Source organism: Agriterribacter humi, assembly GCF_009192765.1.
Classification (GTDB): domain Bacteria; phylum Bacteroidota; class Bacteroidia; order Chitinophagales; family Chitinophagaceae; genus Agriterribacter; species Agriterribacter humi.
In genome coordinates this window covers 663,068-683,945 of the sequence record NZ_VOHQ01000001.1, presented here as the reverse complement: position 1 = coordinate 683,945, position 20,878 = coordinate 663,068, and the positions used below count along the sequence as shown (strand labels likewise).

Here is a 20,878-nt window from a genome sequence, read left to right as displayed (position 1 = left end):
ACACTATCCTATTTCCAATAACTGAACGCCACGATCATTCTATAATGATTTGCCCTGCCTTTGCCCTGTTGACCGTTACAGCGTAATCTCCACCTCCAAGTGACCTTATTGAATAACCAGTGTTTTTGTTTTGATCAGCAATACGCTGCCCGTTTAGCAAAATCTTTGCGGGTTTGAACGACAGGCGCAGGAATTCTGTGCCATTTTCATCAGTTGCAGTATATTGAATTTTTTTAGCTTCATACAATACGTCTTTTAATATACCCTGCGAGTACAATATGTGGTTTTCATGTGTTGGCGCCCATTCAGGAATAGCAGCTAAAGCATGATAAAACATTCTGGGTCCTTCTCCATAGCAATCCGACCACCAGCTCGAAACGCCCTTGCTTACGGGGCTTTCAAATGCAAGTCCTGTTGAATCGCTGCAATAGGTAACCCAGTTTAAAGAACGATAGGCTTTTTCCTTATATGCGGTATCTCCCGAAACAGCATACCATTTGGCACATTCCGCGGCATACCGCGCTGTTTGATAATCCATCTTTGGCAAAAAATCATCCTGCTCACCTACAAGGTTAGCTCCCCATTGCGTGGCAGGTTCACCTTCCACACAACGCGTTACAAAATTGGTTTCCGTCCATTGTATCATTTGAGGCACATGTGTTTTCCATTCCGGATCGAATGACGGATTATCCAGTATATATAATGCCGTATTACTTTTGCCCATATTGCTTTTATAGGCATTGCTTTTTATATCGGTATCCGTATGCCCGTCGGCCCAGTATCCTGTTTGCATGGGAAACCGGAGCATAAAATCCCTCACTTTATCCATCGTGCTGCTGTACGCTGCTGTGTTACCCATTTTTGCTTTTACCAGGTGCTCAAGAAGAGAATAGGCGCCTATCCAGTTGGCGCCATATGGAGCCGTTACTTCACCTGTATTCATTACCACGCGATAAGGCCAAACTGAGCTATCCGCGTTTCCTGTTCTCGCCTTGTTTGCAAGGGTATTGGCAATGCCAATCGCTGCTGTTTTATATTTTTCCTTACCTGTATATAAATAAAGACGATAAAATGCTAACCCCATATCTCCCGCATGGTCAACCTGCACTTCATGTAATACAAAACGTTTGGCAGCGTCAAAGCCTTTAAATTCCATATCGCCGGCGTTGGTAGTAGTGTATGGAAAATTCGGCCAGGCAAATGTAGCAGGTGTTATGCCATGATCAATCGCATACTCCGCAAGCTTTTCTACAATATGCATTACCGTTGTATCGCCGGTATACGCGTAATACAGATGGGCCGATTCGAACCAGTTAGGGATTTTTTCACCAATATCATTCATCCATGCGTCAGGTTCCTGCAGAATTTTTCCATTGCCTACTTTGTAAGCGCAGTAAAAATAATATTGCGGATACTGAGATCTCGGTGGTGGTCCGGGACTATACGGCACGGATGTTTTTATAAAGTTCCACCGCTGCCTCAGAAAGATATCATAAGCCCGGGATTGTGGCCGGATCCACGAAATTAGTTTTAATTGATCATCCAAAACAACTTTATGAGTAGCTATCGAGTCGGGCTTGTTTGAGTAGCGGTTTGACTGGCGCTGTGCGCACAGGGAACTTGCGATTAAGCAATTGATAATAAAGAGTGTTGTTTTATTCATGTGTAAAATCTTGAAGGATTTTTTGAACTCAAACAAACTTATTACAATTGTCAGGTTATTTTCTACCTGATTTGGTACAATCGTTAGCTTATTTTGTAGCAGATTGTTTTAAGCAATCGTATTCTTAAAACACGGATAATAAATGGCAGGGAAGTTATGCCGGTTGATACGCAGCTATTTTCTGATAATTCATCCTATACGTTTTGGGTTGACAATCTTTGAATTTTTTAAACTGCCTGTAAAAAAATGGAATGCTCTCAAACCCTGAAGCGTAGCATATTTCACTTATTTGTTTATCGGTTTCAATAAGCAGCTTGCATGCGCGGCTAATTTTATATTCATTCAAAAATTCAAAAAAAGGTTTTTTCATGGTTTTACTGAAATACCGGGAGAAATACTCTTCACTCATGTTTAGCCTGGAAGCAATATCTGCAAGAGAAACCTGCTCCTGGTAATGCGTTTGAATATAATTGTAAACGGTATTGATGCGAGTTTTATCTGTGTCATCAAAATCGCAGGTGAACTCCTGTTCACATAAAAACCTATACTCCTGGTTGTGGGAGAGATATTCAAGCACCTGTAACAAAATCATCAGCTTTTCAAACGGGGATGCATTTAGCAGATCATAGAATTTTTGTTTAAGTTCCGAAGCCACTTTGTTGTCAACTTTTATCCCTTTATTCATCAGCGCAGACAGATTCCTTATCCCTTCAAATTCGATGCTCTGCATCCAATTTTTGTCAAAAAATTCTTCCTTCAGATAAATAACGATAGCGTTTACCGGCTGTTCCTGATCGGTAGTAGTATTCCAGGAATGCGGTAAGTTAGAGCCCAGCAAAACAAGATCCTCTTCATAAAAATTCTCAATGGAATTACCCACATATCTTACGCCTTGTCCGCTTAATATAAAGGTCAGTTCAAGTTCAGCATGATAATGCCAGGGATAATAGAACTCCTTACTGGTTTTTTGGAATTCAACTTTGAACAATTTAGATTCCGATGGTATAGGTTTATAGTGAGGCTTCATTTCTTAAATATATGGTAATTTGTATTCTTTTTCTCAATTTTTCTTTGTATCGCGACAAGATAAGGTAGTAATTGGATAAAATGCGATAATAGATGATTTCTGAAAACAGTTGCTATTTGTACAGATTTGGCAAAGGAGCCCAATCCTTCATTCAACATGATGTACCACTTTAATTTGGAAAAAGCATTCAGCGGTGGGTTAATGTATAATGGCTTATTTGTTCGTTACTGAGTTTGTTTTTTTAAGTCATACAAAATAGGGAAAGGATTGGTCAATATCAGATAAAACGCCCTTCGTATATAAAACTAAATTTGTTAATGACAAAGGTTGCTTAAACTTGAACTGACAATGAACCGGGAATATCAAATTATAAATACTATCTAATTATGAAAGGACTGTACGTAGCTGTAGTATGTGACATACTCGATGAAATGGGTTATCGCAACCAGGCTATGCATCAACGATTGAGACCGCTTTTACCAGATATAAGGAATTGTGGGTTTATTGGCAGGGCAAAAACATTGAAATGGAAAGAGGTTAATAGCGTGGATGAGGGAAATCCTTACGGGTTGGAAATTGAAGCTATGGATTCGCTTATGGAAGGCGATGTTGTTGTTCATTCTACTGATCATAATGGTACAAATGCGCCCTGGGGTGAACTAATGTCAACTATTGCAAAACGGAAGGGGGTTGCCGGTTGCGTTTGCGACAGTCAGATAAGAGATTGTATTAAGATCATTGACATGGGTTTTCCGGTATATTATGCGGGGATAAGACCTCTGGATTCAAAAGGACGGGGCCTTGTTATTGATTATGACGTACCCGTGCAATGTGGTGGAGTATTGGTTAATCCCGGCGATTTGATTTTTGCCGATTTTGACGGCATTGTTGTTATACCAAAAATGCTTGAAAATGAAGTAATTGGAAAAGCCAAAGAGAAAGTTCTTGCTGAAAACTTATCAAGAAAAGAACTGCTTAATGGAAAAACACTCAGTGAAGTATTCGATAAATACAAAGCTTTATAACTTAATCATTATGAATCTGCAAAATCGTTCAGTTGTAATAACAGGATCGGGTTCGGGCATAGGAAGGGCCTGTGCGTTTGAGTTTGCAAAAGAAGGCGGCAGTGTAGTTGTAGCCGATATACAGCTTGATGCCGCAGAAGAAACCGTGCGTCAAATAGCAGCAGCAGGTGGAAAGGCTTTTGCCTGCCAGGTTGATGTTTCAAAACCGGAATCTGTAACCGCACTGGTTAATAAAACCATTAAGCTGTGTGGAAAGATTGACGTACTAATCAATAATGCAGGTATTCAGGTAAACAAAACAATCGCTGATACTTCTTTTGAAGAATGGAACGCACAAATGTCGGTAAACGTTGGCGGTGTTTTTCTTTGTTCCAAATTATTTTTACCGTACTTAAAAAATACTCAAGGTAATATTGTGAATATGTCTTCTGTGAATGCATATTATGTTGAGCCTTCGTGTGCAGGATATTGTTCCACTAAAGCCGCTATCATCGGGCTAACCAAAGCAATGGCTATTGACCATGGCCCGGAGGGGATTCGTGTTAATTGCATTTGTCCCGGATATATTGATGCCGGACTGGCTGAAGGTTATTTTCAAAGTCAGGCAAATCCTGCTCAGGCTCGTGCTGAAGCAGGGAAATTACATGCATTATGGCGAATCGGGAAACCGGAGGAAGTTGCACAGGTTGCAATTTTCCTGGCAAGCGATCGTGCTTCTTTTGTAACTGGCTCCGCTTATATAGTGGATGGTGGTTTTGGTTCCGGCCTGCCGCCTAAATAATGACAATTTTTACAGCAAAATGATAACTTAAAAGGAGTATGCTCAAAATTCAAAAAACCCGGGATTGGTTATTAGTCATCTTAGTTAATTTTATTTGGGCAACTCAGGTACCTGTTATACGATTGATTGGAAACAAACTTGGCCCTATGACTGTCGCCTTTGTTCCAATGCTAATAAGCACTTTACTGTTTATCCCTTTTTTATGGGCCGAGAATAGAAAAAGAAAAGATTCCGGCCGGCGTACATGGAAAGACCTGAGATATTTTATTTTACCGGGGTTGGTAGGCATATTTTTAATGCAATACCTTTATACACTCGGTTCTACATTAACACTGGCATCCAACGCTGGTATAATTACTTTAACTATCCCGGTTCTGGTAGTCATCTTCGCCTCTGTTTTGCTGAAAGAAAAATTAAACATTGTACGAGTAATAGGATTTATAATTGCAATTGCCGGTGTGTTGTTAACTTCTTTACCTGATATTAAGGGAGCTAGTTTTTCAGAAAGTATATATTTTAAAGGCAATCTTATTTTTCTTTTGGCATGTAGTTGCGCTGCTTTTTTTAATACCTACAGCAAGTTGCTGGTTGACAAAAAATTTACAGAACTTGAAATACTGGTATATAGTTCATTGGTTGGCAGTATAGCATGCATTCCTTTGTTAATTTGGGTGGAACCATTTAGTTTTTCCGAAATTATCCATTCCGGCAGAATAGCCTTTTTCGGTTTGCTGCAGTTGAGTTTGATGGTGTATGGTGTATCCATGCTGCTATTTTTTTATATACTAAAACGCATGGATGTTTCCCAGGCAATACTAGGAAACTATTTATTACCGTTTTTTATTTCCCTGCTTGGAATTATTTTGCTGAATGAAAAGATTACTGCTTTTATGCTTACCGGTGGCATAATTATTTTTGCTGGTACGCTTATGGTAACGGTTTACGAAAAGCAGCTTTTGTCGTTATTCAACGGAAGAGGTAAAAACGGACTAATTGAAGCTGAAGAGGTTCAGAAAACATCTTAATACCGGATGCAATATTAAAATAATCAATAAACAAAATATAACAAATGAAAATTACAAATGTAACAGCTACTGTTCTTCGCCTGCCTCAAATTTCAAGTGCTGCAGACGGAACGCAGGATGATTTGATTATTACAGTAGAAACGGATGAAGGGATCACCGGCTATGGTGAAGTTGATACAGCGCCTTATGTGGGCAAAGCGGTAGTAGATGCTTACATGTCTCATGGAACCTGCTATGGGCTTCGGGAAGTGATAATTGGAACAGACCCGTTTGACTATGAACAAATATGGAACGATATGTGGTCGAAAACGTATTACTATGGCCGCAGCGGACCTGTAATGCACGTAATGAGCGGTATTGATATGGCGATATGGGATATAATGGGGAAGGCCGTAGGGAAACCCGTTCATAAATTATTAGGGGGTAGTTATGCAGATAAAGTAAGGGCTTATGCCAGCGCCCTGATGCCTGATACGCCTGACGAAGTAAAGAAAATGACCGGGGAATATGCATCGCAGGGTTATACAGCTATTAAATTTGGATGGGGCCCTTTGGGCTATGATGTTCATAATGATATTGAGTTAATCAAAACTGCACGAAAAGCAGCCGGGGATAAGGTGGATATTATGATAGATATTGGAAAACGTTACCGCTTAAAAGAAGCGATATATGTTGCTAAAGCATTGGAGCAGTTAAATATTTATTGGCTCGAGGAACCATTGCCCGCCGAAGATTATATTGGTTACAAAAGACTCACGGAATCAACAACGATGCGAATTGCAACAGGGGAAGAAGAAAGCGGCCGATTAGCTTTTGCCCGGCTGATAAACGAAACACATATTGATGTTGTGCAGCCGGATATGTCGCGTTGTGGCGGATTAACGGAAGCAAAAAAAATTGCTATGATGACGGCTGATGCTAATGTCCTCTGTGTGCCGCATGCTTTTAAAACGGGAGTACTGGTGGCAGCTTCTATACAATTTATCGCCTCTGTTCAGCATGCCCCATTTCTTGAATTTTCTGTAACCGAATCTGCTATCCGGAAGGAATTATTGCTTAATCCATTTATACAAAAAGATGGATTTGTTGAAGTTCCCCAAACGCCGGGATTAGGTATAGAATTGAACCCGGAAGTTATTCTGAAGTATGGTGTAAATATTAAATAAATGCACTGTTTTGAACAGGAAATATAAGTATTGCATGCCTGAAAAAATAAATTATAACGGTTGGCCAAATTGTATAAGGCTTAGTAATGATGAAATAGAATTAATCGTTACTACCGATGTTGGCCCCCGGATAATGAGATTTGGATTTATTAATGGGCAAAATTTGCTTTACCCTGTGCCTGAACATGCTGGTAAAACTGGTGGTGAGGAATGGCGCATTTATGGCGGACACAGGTTATGGCTCGCTCCGGAAGCATTGCCATTCAGCTACAATCCCGACAATGATGAGGTTGAATTTGAACTGCAGGATAAACACATTAAACTAATACAGGCAAAGGAAGCTATTACAGGTATTGTGAAAGAAATAGAAATCACTTTATCGCCGGATAAAAATGAGGTGAAGGTTTTACATCGCCTGATAAATCAAAATTTGCGGGAAGTGGAATTAGCTGCATGGGCTATTACGATGCTTGCCCCTGGTGGAAGAGCAATTATACCCCAGGAACCTTATGGTGAAGGGGATGATTATTTGTTACCATCCCGTTCTTTAGCGCTTTGGCAGTATACAAAAATGAACGACCCCCGCTGGATTTGGGGTGAAAAATATATTCAGGTTAAGCAGGACCCATTGTTTACTTCAGAACAAAAAATTGGTGTAACAAACAAACAGGGATGGATAGCTTATTACCTTAAAGGCGAGGTATTGATAAAAAAATTTGATTTTGATCCCGCTGTTGTATACCCGGATTATAATTGTAATAATGAAACATATATTAGTGCAAACTATCTTGAAATTGAGACGCTTGGTCCCTTAACAAAGTTAGCTCCTGGCGGTATGGTAGAACATACGGAACATTGGCTCCTGGCAAAAGCAACAGCAGATGAAACTGACAAATCTATTGATACTAACATTTTGCCAATAGTCAGTTCCTTTCAAATGAAAATGATTATTTCGATAGTAAGCGCTTTTATTTTTTGGTGCTTTTTACCTTACGGGGCTATAAGCCAGCCCAAAAATGCTGGTGCTGCCGTAAGCCTGCAATTTGACGGAGCTAAAAGGTTGCAGCAGATAGACGGTATTGGAGTGAATGTTAATACCCGTAGCTGGAATGGTAAAGAGCTGGAGCCTGCTCTTGAACTTTTGCTCGACTCCATGCATGCAACAATTTGGAGAGTTATTGTAGAAACAGTGGAGAAGTGGGAGGAGGTTAATGATAATAGCGATCCCTTTACATTTAATTGGGATTATTACAACAAACTTTACGGAACGCCAAAATTTCAAAAAGCATGGGATATGATTCAATATCTCAATGAGCGTGGAATAACAGATAAATTAATGGTCAATTTTATGGGATTTGCGCCTGAATGGATGGGTGTAAAAGTGATTCAACCAAAATATGAGGACGAATATGTAGAGATGATCCTTTCTTTTTATTATTATGCGATTAAAACCCGGCATTTAAAATTTGGTCTTATCGCACCTACTAACGAGTCAGACCATCATAAATACAGCGAAGGCCCACATTTAAACGGAAAACAGCATGCACGTATCATTCAAAAATTAATAGTACGGATGGATGCACTGGGTCTGGGAGACATTCGTATTGTTGCTCCGGATAATGCCGGCATGGAAAGCAGTTTAAATGAATTTGTACCTGCACTTATGGCTGACTCAATTGTGATGTTGCGAATGGCTCATTTTGGATTTCATAGTTATAACGGATATTACCCGGGATTAAAGGAGTATCTTCTTAAATCACCTTATCCCAAATCCAGCTTTTGGATAACGGAATGGAATGCCTGGTGCAATGGTTGTGATGATGGGATACTGGGTGAATACAATTATGATTATGCCCGTAAATCCGTGTATTTTCTTTTAGATATTTTAAAGAATGGAGCCAGTGCCGCGCTTGCATGGGAAGGCTATGATAGTTATTACGAACACCATGCGCCGAGTTTATTCAGCTATTGGGGGTTGCTTGCTTATGATGCTGAAACCAGAACATATCATCCCCGGAAAACTTTTTATACTATTGCCCAGGTTTCAAAATTTGTTCCTCCGGATTCATGGCAGATATCGGTTTCAGCAAATCCCGGCAGCCTTATGGTTTTGTCGTTTTATGATTCTGCTTCAAATAGAATAACCATTGTTGGAATCAACAATAAAAATCATCCTGTTACATTAAATGGGTCATTAAAAAACTTACCTGCCATCAGTAGTTTTGAAATGTATTATACTGATAGTGTTCAAAATTTACATAAAAATGATGATGTAGCAGTATACGATAATGCCTTTACTGCCACTGTTCCTTCAAATAGTGTGTATACTTTAACCGGATTGGGAAAGAAAAATGATGTAGCGGAAAATGCGATGAAGCCGGAGCCGGCGAATTGATATGCAAATGATGTACATGTACACCTCAATTGTGGAGATGACAGCATATTATAATGGAATTCCTTTTTCATACACGACCTTTATACAGTGCAGCAACGGTACATAAAAGGCAGGAACATATATAGCGCCAATTGTGGCCCAATCCGGTAAGTGAGCACCCGGCAAAAGCTACTCTTCATGAAAATTTTCAATGGAATTATCTGCATATCTTACCCCCTCACCGCTCATAATAAAAGTCAGCTCCGGTTCTGAATAATAGTGACAGGGATTACTGGTTTTCTGAAATTCAACTTTGAACAATTTAGATTCCGCTGCAAAAGAAAAGCAAGATAGGATACGGAATAAACAAGATTGTGTAATGATGCTGTTTGCTCAGTAAATATTTTTGTAGTATAAAATCGGAACATAGTTTATTTGTGCCGGTTTGAATGATGTTATAAAGTAAATACACAAAACAAAACAATTGCTATGAATTTAAAACTATTAGCATTTCCAGCTCCACAAAAAGCATTTCTATTGCTGTTGCTTTTTCTTTTTTTGGCAGGTGGCGTTTTTGCTCAGGTAAATTTTACGCTTACGGGTAAAATCACTGATGGAGAAACACCATTAGCAAATGTGTCTGTTCAGGTTAAAGGTACCGGTTCAGGCACAAAAACCAATGATCAAGGAATGTTCAGCATCAGTGTTGTGAAAGGTCAGGTACTTGTTTTTACGTATGTTGGATACGAAACCCGGGAAATGGTAGTGGGTAACCAGCGGGATATTATGCTCAGCCTTACCCAAACCGAAGCCAATGTACTGGATGATGTGGTAGTGGTTGGATACGGCACAACAAAAAAAGTTAACCTCACAGGATCAATTGCCACCGTCTCTTCTAAAGATCTGAAAGGCAGACCAATCAGCAACTTGTCATCTGCTTTGCAGGGTACTATGCCAGGGGTAACAGTTACTGTAAACAACGGGCAGCCCGGAAACGATCAGGGTACCATAAATATCCGTGGTATCGGAACCTTAGGTAATAGCGATGCCATGGTTTTGGTAGATGGGGTGGTGTCGAGCATGAATGATATCAATCCGAATGATGTAGAATCTATCACTGTGCTGAAAGATGCTGCTTCGGCTTCTATTTATGGATCAAGAGCTGCTAACGGAGTAATACTGATTGTTACAAAAAGCGGAAAGAAAGGGGAAACAGTTGCTCATTACAACGCAGATATCGGCAAGCAGGCAATGACGGTGCAACCTGATTTTATTGATTCATGGCAGGCGGCAACACTATATAATGAGGCTTTGGTAAACGAAGGCAAATCTCCAAAATACACTGATGCTGAAATTCAAAAATTCAAAGATGGTTCTGATCCCGAACGTTATCCCAATACCGACTGGTATGATCTGTTCTGGAGGGGTAACGGGCTGCAGCAAAACCATTCCCTGGATGTAAGCGGTGGCGGCGAAAAAATGAAAAGCTACCTGTCGGTGGGATATTTTTCCCAGAATGGCATTGTAGAGGGTTCTTATTTAAAACGGTACAATACGCGGTTTAATACTGAATATAAAATAAACTCCCGCATTAAACTAACCGGCAATATCGCTTATTCGAATCAGGAATTCAGGGAGCCGGTAAGTAATATTCACGGCTTGGATTTTGGCCAGTTAATGGCAACGCTTCTTCAAACAGGCAGGGTGGTTCCGTATAAGATAAATGGCTACTATGGCTATAGCGATGAGGGCAACCCTGTTGCCGTATTGGAAGGGGGGTCAAATAACCTTAACAAGATGCATCGCCTGTCGGGAGTTTTTCAGGCCGACATTGAGATCATTAAAGATCTGCATGTGAAGCCCATGCTTGGTTATACCGGTAATTTTATCCGGGCAAAATCAAGGATCAATGACCTGCAATACTATGATGTATTTACCGGTGCACCAACGATTTGGGAAGGTCCGAACATCGTGGCATCCAATAGCAGCTTTACAGACAACCTAACCCTGCAAACATTGATAGAATACAGCAAAACGCTTGGTGACCATGCGTTTAAAGTGCTGGGCGGATATTCAAGCGAGCAGAACCAATCCGATTATTTATTTGGCAGCAGGCGCGGGTACCTGAATAATGCACTGGACCAGTTGGATCCTGGGCCACTGGCAGGTATGCAGAATGCCGGTAACGCATCAGAATATGCTTTGGAATCGGCGTTCGGGAGGATTAACTATTCCTTTAAGGACAGGTACCTTGTAGAGGGAAATATCAGGTACGACGGCTCATCCCGTTTTGCTCCAGGCAACCGCTGGGCAACATTCCCTTCTGTATCTGCGGGTTGGCGTATTTCTGAAGAATCATTTTTTGAGCCGCTCAGGCATATTTTTTCAGAGCTGAAGATCAGGGGATCATGGGGTATGCTGGGTAACCAGAATATCGGCACATATCCTTACCAGGCTACAATCTCAACAGGCTATAATTATATATTCGGAGGGCAGATTGCTGATGGCATTGCTCCAGGTAAGGGCGTTAATACCAATATTAAATGGGAAAGCACCACCACCAAGGGCATAGGATTAGATGCCGTTTTACTGAATGGAATGGTAACCTTTACCGGTGATTACTTTATACGCAATACTTCAGATATACTGTTGAGTCTTCCCGTAGCAAGCACTTTCGGTTTATCTGCCCCGGTGATAAATGCAGGTAGTGTGCAAAATAAAGGAGTTGAGCTGAGCGCAGGGTATCATTTTAGAAAACGCGATTTCAGCTTTGATGCGAATGCCAATTTTTCTGTTATAAAGAATGAGGTAACAGATTTAGCCGGTACCGGTCCTTTCCCCAATGGTTCTACTATACAAGGCGTAGGGTTACCGATTAATTCTTTATATGGCTGGGTAGCAGATGGACTATTTCAGTCGCAGGACGATATAGATAAACATGCAGATCAGAGTGGGATGGGCGGACCTGTTGCCCCGGGCGATATCAAGTATAAAGATCTGAATAATGATAAAGTGATTGATGGCAACGACCGGCATTACCTCGGTACCTATTTCCCTAAGGTAACCTATGGTCTTAGCCTTTCTGCGAGATATAAAGGATTCGATGCTGTCTTATTCCTGCAGGGAGCGGGAAATGTTAAGTCATACGTATCTGGTCGTATATTAGGTTCACTTTATGATAAGAACGGAGATCCAACAAGTATCTGGCTCGACCGCTGGACACCAGACAATGCTGACGCGAGTTTCCCCAGGGTATGGAACTCCAACTCACAGAATGATCCCGGGTTAACGCCTTCCTCTTTCTGGGTACGCAGCGCAGGTTATCTAAGACTTAAAAATGTACAGGTAGGCTATACAGTAACATCGAGGATGTTATCAAATGCAGGTATCGGATTACGTGTTTTCTGGACAGCCAGGGATCTGCTGACATTCACCAAATTTTACAAATGGGTAGACCCTGAAGCACCTATAGGCGGGAACAGCTACAGTTATCCAATGGTGAGAGTAAATTCGGTTGGTGTCAATTTAACATTCTAATGCCGTGCCTGACGTGAAACCTGAGAAGATAGAAGTGAGACGTCAAACGTGAAACATTTCTTTCACCTCTCTCTTCTCACTTTTCACGATATAAAATTTGATTTACTTAACACTACTTCATTACTAATAATATTGTTATGAGAAATAAATTAATTATAATAGTTATCCTCTTGTCGGTATTAGCCGGTTCATGTAAAAAAGATTTTTTAGACCGGCAACCGCTTAACGAGTATAGTGAGGCAACCTTATGGACCGGGGTAGGTGATGCTACTGCCGCATGCAATGCCTGCTATTCGGGTTTTGAAAATGGACAAAGGGTCACTTATATGGATGATGCGAGCGACAATGGTCATAATCCTTATCCCTGGGAAGGATGGCAGCAGTATGGGAATATGCAGCTTCTTTCACCCAATAATGCAGGCAGCCAGTACAGCTTTGCTACTATCACACAATGCAACTGGTTTTTGGCGAGTATTGACAAAACGCCCATGGACCAGGCACTGATAGACAGGATGAAGGGTGAAGTAAGATTTCTAAGAGCTTACCAGTATTTTGTAAGATCACAGTTGTATGGCGATTTTCCACTGATAACAAAATTGCTTACGCCCGAAGAAGCCAATACCATTGAGCGGACGCCGAAGGCCCAGGTAGTGGATTTTGTATTGCAGGAATTAGATGCCGTGAGCCAAATATTGCCCAAGTCGTACGATGGAGACGATCTTGGCCGCATTACTAAGGGGGCCGCATTGGCGTTAAAAGCAAGGGTAGAACTTTTTAATAATAAGTTTACCGAAAGCGCGGCAACAGCTAAACAAGTAATGGATCTTGGCGCATATTCATTGTTTACCGACTACCAGGAACTTTTCAGGATGAAGAATGAATATAATTCTGAAATTATTCTTGACAGGGCTTATACTGAATCCAACCCGAATCTTACTATTGGGTTAATGGTTTTAGCTCCTGAGTCTACGCCGGGCGGAGGATGGAGTTCTGTAAATATCAATCAATCGCTGATTGACACTTATGAAATGAGCAACGGTAAAACAATTGATGACCCCACATCTGGTTTTAATATTGATAAACCTTTTGTGAACCGCGACCCCCGATTGCTGCAAACTGTGATCATACCAGGCGCTGAATATGCCGGCATCATCTTTAATCCTTTTGACCCTAACTCACTCGACTATTGGCCCACGTATAATTATACCGGCTATGTTGGCAGGAAATATATACATTTCAAATCCGATTACGCGGATCTGTACAGAGCAGGTTTGAATATACCCCTTATACGCTACGCCGAGATATTGTTAACCTATGCGGAAGCAAAAATAGAATCGAACCAGATAGATAATACTGTTTATAATGCTATTAACGAGGTACGTTCACGTGCCGGGATGCCCGATGTTGATCAGGCCAAGTATGCTACGCAGGATCAACTGAGAACACTTATCCGCAGGGAGCGCAGGGTGGAATTAGCCATGGAAGGTTTACGCTGGTTTGACATTCAACGATGGAAGATCGGTGAGCAGGTAATGAATGGCCCCGTATATGGAGCCCGCATTAGTGAAATAGATGCCAACGGAAATGTAACCTATACTTCTACCGAGCATATTAAGATCGAGGACCGGGTATTTGATCCCGCGAAAAATTACCTTTGGCCTGTTCCTCAGGGGCAAAGAGATCTCAACAAAAACCTGTCACAGAATCCCGGATATGGTAATTAGTTGTCAATAAGAAAAAGCATAGATTGGCAGGCAATTTTCATAATTTTTAGCAGGTAACGGCACGGAGAACATTATGCACAGGATAACACATTTCGCAATTGGGGCTATGATTATACTGGGAATAACAGGCGGGACCATAGCGTCTCAGCCTGCTATTACCCCGGAGCAATCCGGTAACATAGAAAATGTAAAAGTCATTCTTTCTTTTGGCTATACGGCGCCTTCCCGTACAGCCCGTTCTGTACAATTGATCAGCGGCTCCCCGGGCCTTACCGTTTCAGCACTTTCGGGTAAGGGAATTGAAAAGAACGATGAAGTAGCAACCATATCTGTGCTCAATTGTGGAGCAGGTGATACAGACGAATTGATAGCGGATATAAATTGGCCAACACCTTCCGCACCGCTAAGGAAGTTAGCCGGTTGGAAGGATGGCTATTCAGTGAATGACGATGCCATGTGGGGATACCTGATGATACATGGTTCGCCCGGACAGTCAGCGCGTTTAAAAGATGATCCCTGGAATAAACCTGATGCGCCTTTACTTACCGTTCAATTAGACAAGGAAGGCGCACAGGGTTTTACTATAGGATTGGAGCAACTCATCAGGCATGGCGCTATGTGGCTCCCTGAACAGGATGTGTTTATTACATTGGCTGATAAGCCTGTTGATTTTAAAATGCATATCGCTTCATTGAAAGGACAGCGAGTACTCAATGCCGTTGCAGAACAGCCAGACGCGTCATTAGAAGCGTTCAATAAGCTGTGGCCCGATTTTGGTAACCCGCTGCAATGGGATAAATCCTGGCAAACCAGGTGGATGGGCACAACAGGGCATCTTACCGTAACAGCCGCCGCCCATGGGTCTGTTTATAAATTTGCTGTTGACAGGTGGGGTAATATTCGGCCGGACTTTGCTTCTCCACATAAATTCAGGCTTGACCTGCTGTGGCCGGAAAGCCAATGGAAACGCCAGCGTATAATGGATGGACTGCCGGTTATTGTTACCAATCTTGAAAGAAATGGCCAGCTTGCTGAAATAGAACAGTTTGCCGCGCCCCTGGTTGATTTGTCTACTACCATACGTGGTTATATACCCAGTGTAATGTTTACCAAAGTAAGCATATCGGGAAAAGCCGGGGCATTTAATTTCGGTATTTCGCTGCACAATGAATTAAAAGATCACGAAGTTGAGGCCATACAAATTCAGGACAACTGGGCCATTACTGATAAACAAACGGGCAATATTTTTTTGTTGCTGGAAACAGGAAAAGGAATTACGGTTAAAACGGGCGATGCCATATCAAACAAAAACGGGCAACAAATTGAATTAACCATTTCCGGTGATCTTTCAGAAGGGGAAACTGCGGCGTTTGTAGCGAAGCTGCCTTCACCTGCTATTGTTTCATCCGAAAAAACAAGAATAAGTAATCTCGGTTTTGCCGCAGCAAAGAAAAATATAACGGACTATTGGGAAGGCTGGATCAGTAAGGGCGCTCATTTTGAAGTGCCTGAAACAGCGGTGAACCAACTGTTCCGCGCTAATATCTGGCATTCTCTTATTTTACCCCGCCACACACTAGATATAGATGGAAAAGATCACATGGATTTGCCTTATGCTAATACAGCATACGGACAAAGAAATGCGGATTGGCCCATTAACCAGGCGGTGTATGTAGATTATATGATCTATGGTTTACGCGGCTACGAAAAAGTTGCGCAGGATGAATATGCGGCCATGTTTAAAAGTCAGCTACAACCGGATGGACGAATAGGCGGGTTTGCCAACTGGGGCGTGTATTCGCCGGGGCAATTATATGCTATTGCACAAAATTTTTTGTTATCCGGTAACAGGGAACAGTTTGAACAACTGCTTCCGAATTCCCTGAAAACGCTCGACTGGTGCCTGGCCCAGGTGGCTAAGGCCAATGAAGGAGTCAATAAAACAGGGCTGATCCTCGGGCCACTTAATGATCTTACCAATGCGGAAAGAGAGTGGGCTTTTAACCAGGCATATTATGTGGGCGGATTAGAAGTATTTGCGAAAGCGCTGTCTGCGTTTAACCATCCCCGTGCCGGAGAAGTAAGCAACATAGCATCGAAAATGAAAACAGATGTGGTGAAGGAGTTTGCCCGCAGCAGTGTGAAGTCGCCGGTAGTGCAATTAGAAGATGGTACATGGATCAACTATGTTCCAACCGATGCCCTAACGCACCGCCGTATGATGGATCAGTGGTATCCAACCGATGTAGATACCGGCCCTCTGCATCTCACGCGCTTGGGTGTTATTGATGCCCGTAGCTGGCTTACAACTGCTATGCTGCACGATCATGAAGACAATTTGTTTTTTAAAAACCAGGGCGCGGCAAATGAACCGGTATATGTGCAGCAGGCTACTGCTTATTTGTTAAGAGATGAACCCAAAGCGGTTATCCGTGCGTTTTATAGTTTGATGGCCTGCGGGTTCTCGCATGAACAGTTCACTTCATTGGAACATCGCTGGGCCTGGGGCCAGTACTATGGGCCACCGAGTACGGATGGCGCATGGTTTGAAATTTACAGAAGGATGCTCATTAATGAGTGGGGAGACGATACGCTGATGATCGGTCAGGCTATACCGGGGGAATGGCTGGAGAATGGGAAAAAAATTGAGGTGAAGAATGCGCCAACATATTTTGGAAATACATCTTTTTCTATTGAGGGATTAAACCCGGATAATGAAATTAAAGCAACGGTTGAAGCGCCTGATAGAAATGCGCCACAGCAGTTGCTTGTTCGTTTTCGTCATCCTTCGGGGAAACAGATCAAATCTGTAATGGTAAATGGTAAACGCTGGAAAAATTTTGATGTTAAAAAAGAATATGTCAGCATACCTGCACCCTCGGGGAAATACGTCATTTCAGCCAGGTATTAAAGCGATTTAACTTTATTAATTGGTGCGTTATTTAGTGATATAATTAATTGTCTATTTATTAATACTTCACATGGATAGAAGAGGTTTTTTGAAGCTTACCTCTGTTGGTTCTGCGGGCATAACAACAGAACAATGGTGGGGCGGAGATGGAAATATTATGAGTGCCGCACAGGCCGATGATAAGGCTTCTGATGTGATGATTGACCCAATTGTTCCCATAAGGTTTTTTACCAATCGAAAAGATAAGATACTGCAGCAACTTATAGAACTTAAAAAAGTTTATGGTTTAAAAAGATTTCTTTTTGCTGCACCAATGGAGGATATAAGATTAACCGGTTTTCCAGGCCGGGAAGTATATCAGCAAATCGGAGGTACCATACTTGAAGCAAAACAGGCGCTCCGGTCGTATGGCATTAGTATCGGTTGGTGGTGTGCTCCTTCAATTCGCTCCGGTTACGACAGCCGGTTTCAATATATAACAGATTTAAGTGGGTTTGTGTCAGATAGTTCACCCTGTCCGCTTGACCATTTATTCAAAGAAGAGTTTAGTAATAATATTGCTTTAGTTGTAAATATTGCCAGGCCTTTTGTGGTTCAGTTTGAGGATGATTTTGAACTGAGCTGGCAGCCGAACTGGCGGCCTCCCAATGTAAACTTTGGCTGTTTCTGTCCACTTCACCTGGCTGAATTTTCTAAACGACAGGGACGGTTATTTAAACGGGAGGAACTATTGGAGCTGTTTAAGAAGAGCGATGACGCAACGGTGGACCTTCGGCGGAGTTGGGCCGAATTAAGCCGGGACAGCCTGGCAGGATTTGCAAAGTTGATAAGAGAGAAGGTAGATAAGGTGGCGCCTGAAACCCGGATTTCTCTTTGCCAGGCAGGTGTTTCCGATTTTGACGGAGATTTTACCGAATCTGTTACGCGGGCTTTTGCCGGAAACACCAGACCAATGGTTAGGCTCTACGGATCAAGTTATTCTTCCGATGAACCGGTTTCATTACCCGGAAGTATTTTTCATGCATTATACAGCCGGCAACACCTTCCTGCAGATATAGAATGTTTGCATGAATCCGATACCTATCCTCATACGCGTTTTTTTATGTCGGCCGCTAAATTGAGAAGTTTTATGACAGCGGCATTCGCGTATGGGTTCAACGACTCCTTACTCTATGCAACCCAGTACTTAGATAATTTATTGGAAGAAAGCGGGTACCTGGAAATGTTTAAAAGGGAGGTAAAACGCTTTTCAAAGATCAAAGAAGAGGTTGCGAATGCACCGGTTGCCGGATGTGAAATAGTGCATCTTCCCTTCGCTCATACAGCAGTGCCATACAGGAGTGGAACGCCGGGTGCACCCCAGAATCCGTGGATCAGTGTGCTGGGAAGATTTGGAATACCATACACTTCAAAGAATGGAAAAGTTAAAGTGGTATCCGGTGCGTCTTTGAAAATCATGAACGATGAGGAAATTAAAACCCTGCTCCATTCTGCTGTTTTACTGGACGGTTATGCGGCTTATATACTTTCACAAAAAGGATATGGAAAATGGATAGGAGCAGCAATTGCGCCTGGTAAAGATCCTAACTTTTGTTTTGAAGGCATAAGGAATATCAGTATGCATAAGAACTTAAAAGGAGAATTAATGTACAATCTCATTTTTTTTCCGGGAAGTAGTAGTGAAGGAGGAATTTTTTATGAATTAAACCCCGATCCTAAAGCAGAAATCATTACAGATTTTTTGGATCCGGAAGAAAAACCTGTAATTCCCGGCTTTATACGATTTGAAAATGAATGGGGAGGCAGGGTAGCTATTACGGCTTTCGATTTACATCAAAATAAGTCTTCTGCTGTTTTCAACTACAAGAAAAAAGAACTGCTGCGGGAGACTATAGAATGGTTGGGAAAAGAACAATTGCCCGTATTTATTAACGATCATCCCAATGTTTTTTGCATCTGTAATAAAAGTGACTCCGGCAAGTATTTAATTGTTACAGCAATTAACCTAAGTTCAGATGGAGCTGATTCACTATCCATTCATGTGCCAACGGGATGGGAAAATGCTTTTGTCTTTCAATTGCAGACCCAAGGAAATTGGATGCCGGTATCTCCAAAGCGATTCGGCAGAACAATGAAATTAAACGCAACATTTAATTTAATGGAGCCTGTAGTTCTTAAAATAACGAAATGAATAAAGTAATATCATAATAACATTGGATTTTTTATCAATACTATATAATATAGAAATATCATGTTGAAAATAAGCTCCCTTATTTTATGCATATTTATCCTGGCAGGAAGTCATTCATGGTCGCAGGTTACCAATGTTAAGGTAGATTTTGGCAAAGAGCTGGGTCCCATGAAAATGGAACAAATGGCGCTCGGGCAGGGCGGCTTATCGGAAGAGCCTATGCTGGCCAGCCGGGTAACGGAAATAAGAGCATTGCATCCTGCTATCATCAGGCTGTTTGTTAGTGAGTACTATGATGTGATTCCTGAGAAGGGAAAGTATCATTTTACCACGCTTGACAGCATGGTGACCAACATCCTGCAAACAGGCGCCAAACCTTTTATGAGCTTTTGTTTAAAGCCCAAATTGTTTTTCCCTGTTATAGACCAGGATATTGTTGAGCCCAATGATTACGCGGGTTGGGAACAATTTGTATACGATGTAGTGAAACATTATGTGGATAAAGGAGCAGGCATTACCTATTGGGAAGTAGGTAACGAAGTGGATATTGGTGAAGACGGTGGTACCCCTTACCGTTTTAAACCGGAGAGTTATGCCCGGTATTATAAGCATACTACCGCTGCTATTCTTCGTGCCGATCCGAATGCGAAAGTTGGAGGGCCGGCGCTGGCATATTATAAATCGCCAATTCTTCCAGAGTTACTCCGGGTTTGTTCGGCTGGAAAACTTCCTTTAGATTTTGTTTCTTTTCATAACTATAACAATAGCCCAACAGCCATTCGCGGACAAATAGAATATATAAAAAAGCTGCTTAGCGGGTTTCCTGATTTAAAAGCGGAAACCATCATGAATGAATGGAACATGGATCTGTTCAATCCTCCGCTTGATCCCAGGTTTCAGCCCTGTTACGTAGCCGAAACCATCTGGCAAATGAAAGATGTGGGGTTGGACTGGTCTTGCTATTACCAGATTCGCGACTGGTATGTGTCGTATGAAACATTCTCCCGGATCCACTCTCCGGAGGGCACAGCCTTTATGACGAGATGGTGGAACAGGCAGGCGCAATTCAGCGGATTGATTGACTATCAAAACCAGCTAAGACCTGCATATTATACCTTTAAATTGCTGTCGAGGATGGCAGGCAATAAATTAGCGGTCAGTTCCTCAAACGATAAAGTGCATGGTTTTGCAACGCATGATCCTAAGTTGAGAATGCACAACATGATGCTTTGGAATTTTTCGGATCAGACAACAACCGTAAAACTAAGTCTGAATGACCTTCCGAAGGATATGCGGGTTCGTCATATTGTATTAGATGCAAGTGGCGCCGGGTTGGAAGAAAATCAGCGCTTGCGCCCTGAGCCTTTTGTTCAGATCAAAAAAGGCACGCAATCGTTAACCTTAAAATTAGAACCCTGGGCCGTTCATTACTGGTCGCTCGAGTAACAGCTTTT

12 protein-coding genes are annotated in these 20,878 nt (G+C 41.9%); 10 read left to right on the top strand and 2 right to left on the bottom strand.

Going from position 1 to position 20,878, the window contains the following annotated elements:
- Window positions 1–34: 34 nt before the first annotated feature.
- Together FRX45_RS02595 and FRX45_RS02590 are read right to left on the bottom strand one after the other, a co-directional pair.
- Window positions 35–1,663: a hypothetical protein gene (locus tag FRX45_RS02595; RefSeq protein ID WP_152266818.1), complete on the bottom strand. Its 1,629-nt coding sequence runs from the start codon at window positions 1,661–1,663 to the stop codon at window positions 35–37.
- Between the two features lie 154 nt (window positions 1,664–1,817).
- A complete protein-coding gene (locus FRX45_RS02590; RefSeq protein ID WP_152266817.1) occupies window positions 1,818–2,690 on the bottom strand; it encodes an AraC family transcriptional regulator in 873 nt (290 codons plus the stop codon).
- A 386-nt stretch (window positions 2,691–3,076) separates the two neighbouring features.
- Between FRX45_RS02590 and FRX45_RS02585 the strand changes: the two genes are divergently transcribed.
- The 10 genes from FRX45_RS02585 to FRX45_RS02540 all read left to right on the top strand — a co-directional run bounded on the left by FRX45_RS02585 (window position 3,077) and on the right by FRX45_RS02540 (window position 20,870).
- Window positions 3,077–3,715 (top strand): RraA family protein, encoded by a 639-nt coding sequence (locus tag FRX45_RS02585; RefSeq protein ID WP_152266816.1) that lies wholly within the window; start codon window positions 3,077–3,079, stop codon window positions 3,713–3,715.
- The gene (locus FRX45_RS02580; protein WP_152266815.1) at window positions 3,612–4,496 is read left to right on the top strand and encodes an SDR family NAD(P)-dependent oxidoreductase; all 885 of its coding nucleotides are present in this window, start codon (window positions 3,612–3,614) and stop codon (window positions 4,494–4,496) included. The genes FRX45_RS02585 and FRX45_RS02580 overlap by 104 nt, the downstream gene beginning before the upstream one ends.
- A gap of 38 nt (window positions 4,497–4,534) precedes the next feature.
- Complete coding sequence (locus FRX45_RS02575; RefSeq protein WP_152266814.1) at window positions 4,535–5,521, top strand: DMT family transporter; 987 nt, start codon at window positions 4,535–4,537, stop codon at window positions 5,519–5,521.
- A 44-nt stretch (window positions 5,522–5,565) separates the two neighbouring features.
- Window positions 5,566–6,687, top strand: coding sequence for a mandelate racemase/muconate lactonizing enzyme family protein (locus FRX45_RS02570; RefSeq protein ID WP_152266813.1), 1,122 nt, complete (start codon window positions 5,566–5,568; stop codon window positions 6,685–6,687).
- Window positions 6,688–6,721: 34 nt separating this feature from the next.
- Window positions 6,722–9,082, top strand: coding sequence for a hypothetical protein (locus FRX45_RS02565; protein WP_152266812.1), 2,361 nt, complete (start codon window positions 6,722–6,724; stop codon window positions 9,080–9,082).
- Between the two features lie 468 nt (window positions 9,083–9,550).
- Window positions 9,551–12,598, top strand: coding sequence for a SusC/RagA family TonB-linked outer membrane protein (locus FRX45_RS02560; RefSeq protein ID WP_152266811.1), 3,048 nt, complete (start codon window positions 9,551–9,553; stop codon window positions 12,596–12,598).
- 137 nt (window positions 12,599–12,735) lie between these two features.
- Window positions 12,736–14,322: a RagB/SusD family nutrient uptake outer membrane protein gene (locus FRX45_RS02555; RefSeq protein WP_152266810.1), complete on the top strand. Its 1,587-nt coding sequence runs from the start codon at window positions 12,736–12,738 to the stop codon at window positions 14,320–14,322.
- A 106-nt stretch (window positions 14,323–14,428) separates the two neighbouring features.
- Window positions 14,429–17,233, top strand: coding sequence for a hypothetical protein (locus tag FRX45_RS02550; protein WP_152266809.1), 2,805 nt, complete (start codon window positions 14,429–14,431; stop codon window positions 17,231–17,233).
- A gap of 70 nt (window positions 17,234–17,303) precedes the next feature.
- Window positions 17,304–19,424, top strand: a complete 2,121-nt coding sequence (locus FRX45_RS02545; protein WP_152266808.1) for a hypothetical protein — start codon at window positions 17,304–17,306, stop codon at window positions 19,422–19,424.
- A gap of 60 nt (window positions 19,425–19,484) precedes the next feature.
- Window positions 19,485–20,870 (top strand): GH39 family glycosyl hydrolase, encoded by a 1,386-nt coding sequence (locus tag FRX45_RS02540; protein ID WP_152266807.1) that lies wholly within the window; start codon window positions 19,485–19,487, stop codon window positions 20,868–20,870.
- The last annotated feature ends 8 nt before the right edge of the window (window positions 20,871–20,878 follow it).

Bases quoted from the DNA above. Each gene is read 5' to 3' on its own strand.
- FRX45_RS02550 (WP_152266809.1), top strand. From the start codon at position 14,429: ATGATTATACTGGGAATAACAGGCGGGACCATAGCGTCTCAGCCTGCT.
- FRX45_RS02585 (WP_152266816.1), top strand. From the start codon at position 3,077: ATGAAAGGACTGTACGTAGCTGTAGTATGTGACATACTCGATGAAATG.
- FRX45_RS02555 (WP_152266810.1), top strand. From the start codon at position 12,736: ATGAGAAATAAATTAATTATAATAGTTATCCTCTTGTCGGTATTAGCC.
- FRX45_RS02570 (WP_152266813.1), top strand. From the start codon at position 5,566: ATGAAAATTACAAATGTAACAGCTACTGTTCTTCGCCTGCCTCAAATT.
- FRX45_RS02540 (WP_152266807.1), top strand. From the start codon at position 19,485: ATGTTGAAAATAAGCTCCCTTATTTTATGCATATTTATCCTGGCAGGA.
- FRX45_RS02560 (WP_152266811.1), top strand. From the start codon at position 9,551: ATGAATTTAAAACTATTAGCATTTCCAGCTCCACAAAAAGCATTTCTA.
- FRX45_RS02590 (WP_152266817.1), bottom strand. From the start codon at position 2,690: ATGAAGCCTCACTATAAACCTATACCATCGGAATCTAAATTGTTCAAA.
- FRX45_RS02575 (WP_152266814.1), top strand. From the start codon at position 4,535: ATGCTCAAAATTCAAAAAACCCGGGATTGGTTATTAGTCATCTTAGTT.
- FRX45_RS02595 (WP_152266818.1), bottom strand. From the start codon at position 1,663: ATGAATAAAACAACACTCTTTATTATCAATTGCTTAATCGCAAGTTCC.
- FRX45_RS02545 (WP_152266808.1), top strand. From the start codon at position 17,304: ATGGATAGAAGAGGTTTTTTGAAGCTTACCTCTGTTGGTTCTGCGGGC.
- FRX45_RS02565 (WP_152266812.1), top strand. From the start codon at position 6,722: ATGCCTGAAAAAATAAATTATAACGGTTGGCCAAATTGTATAAGGCTT.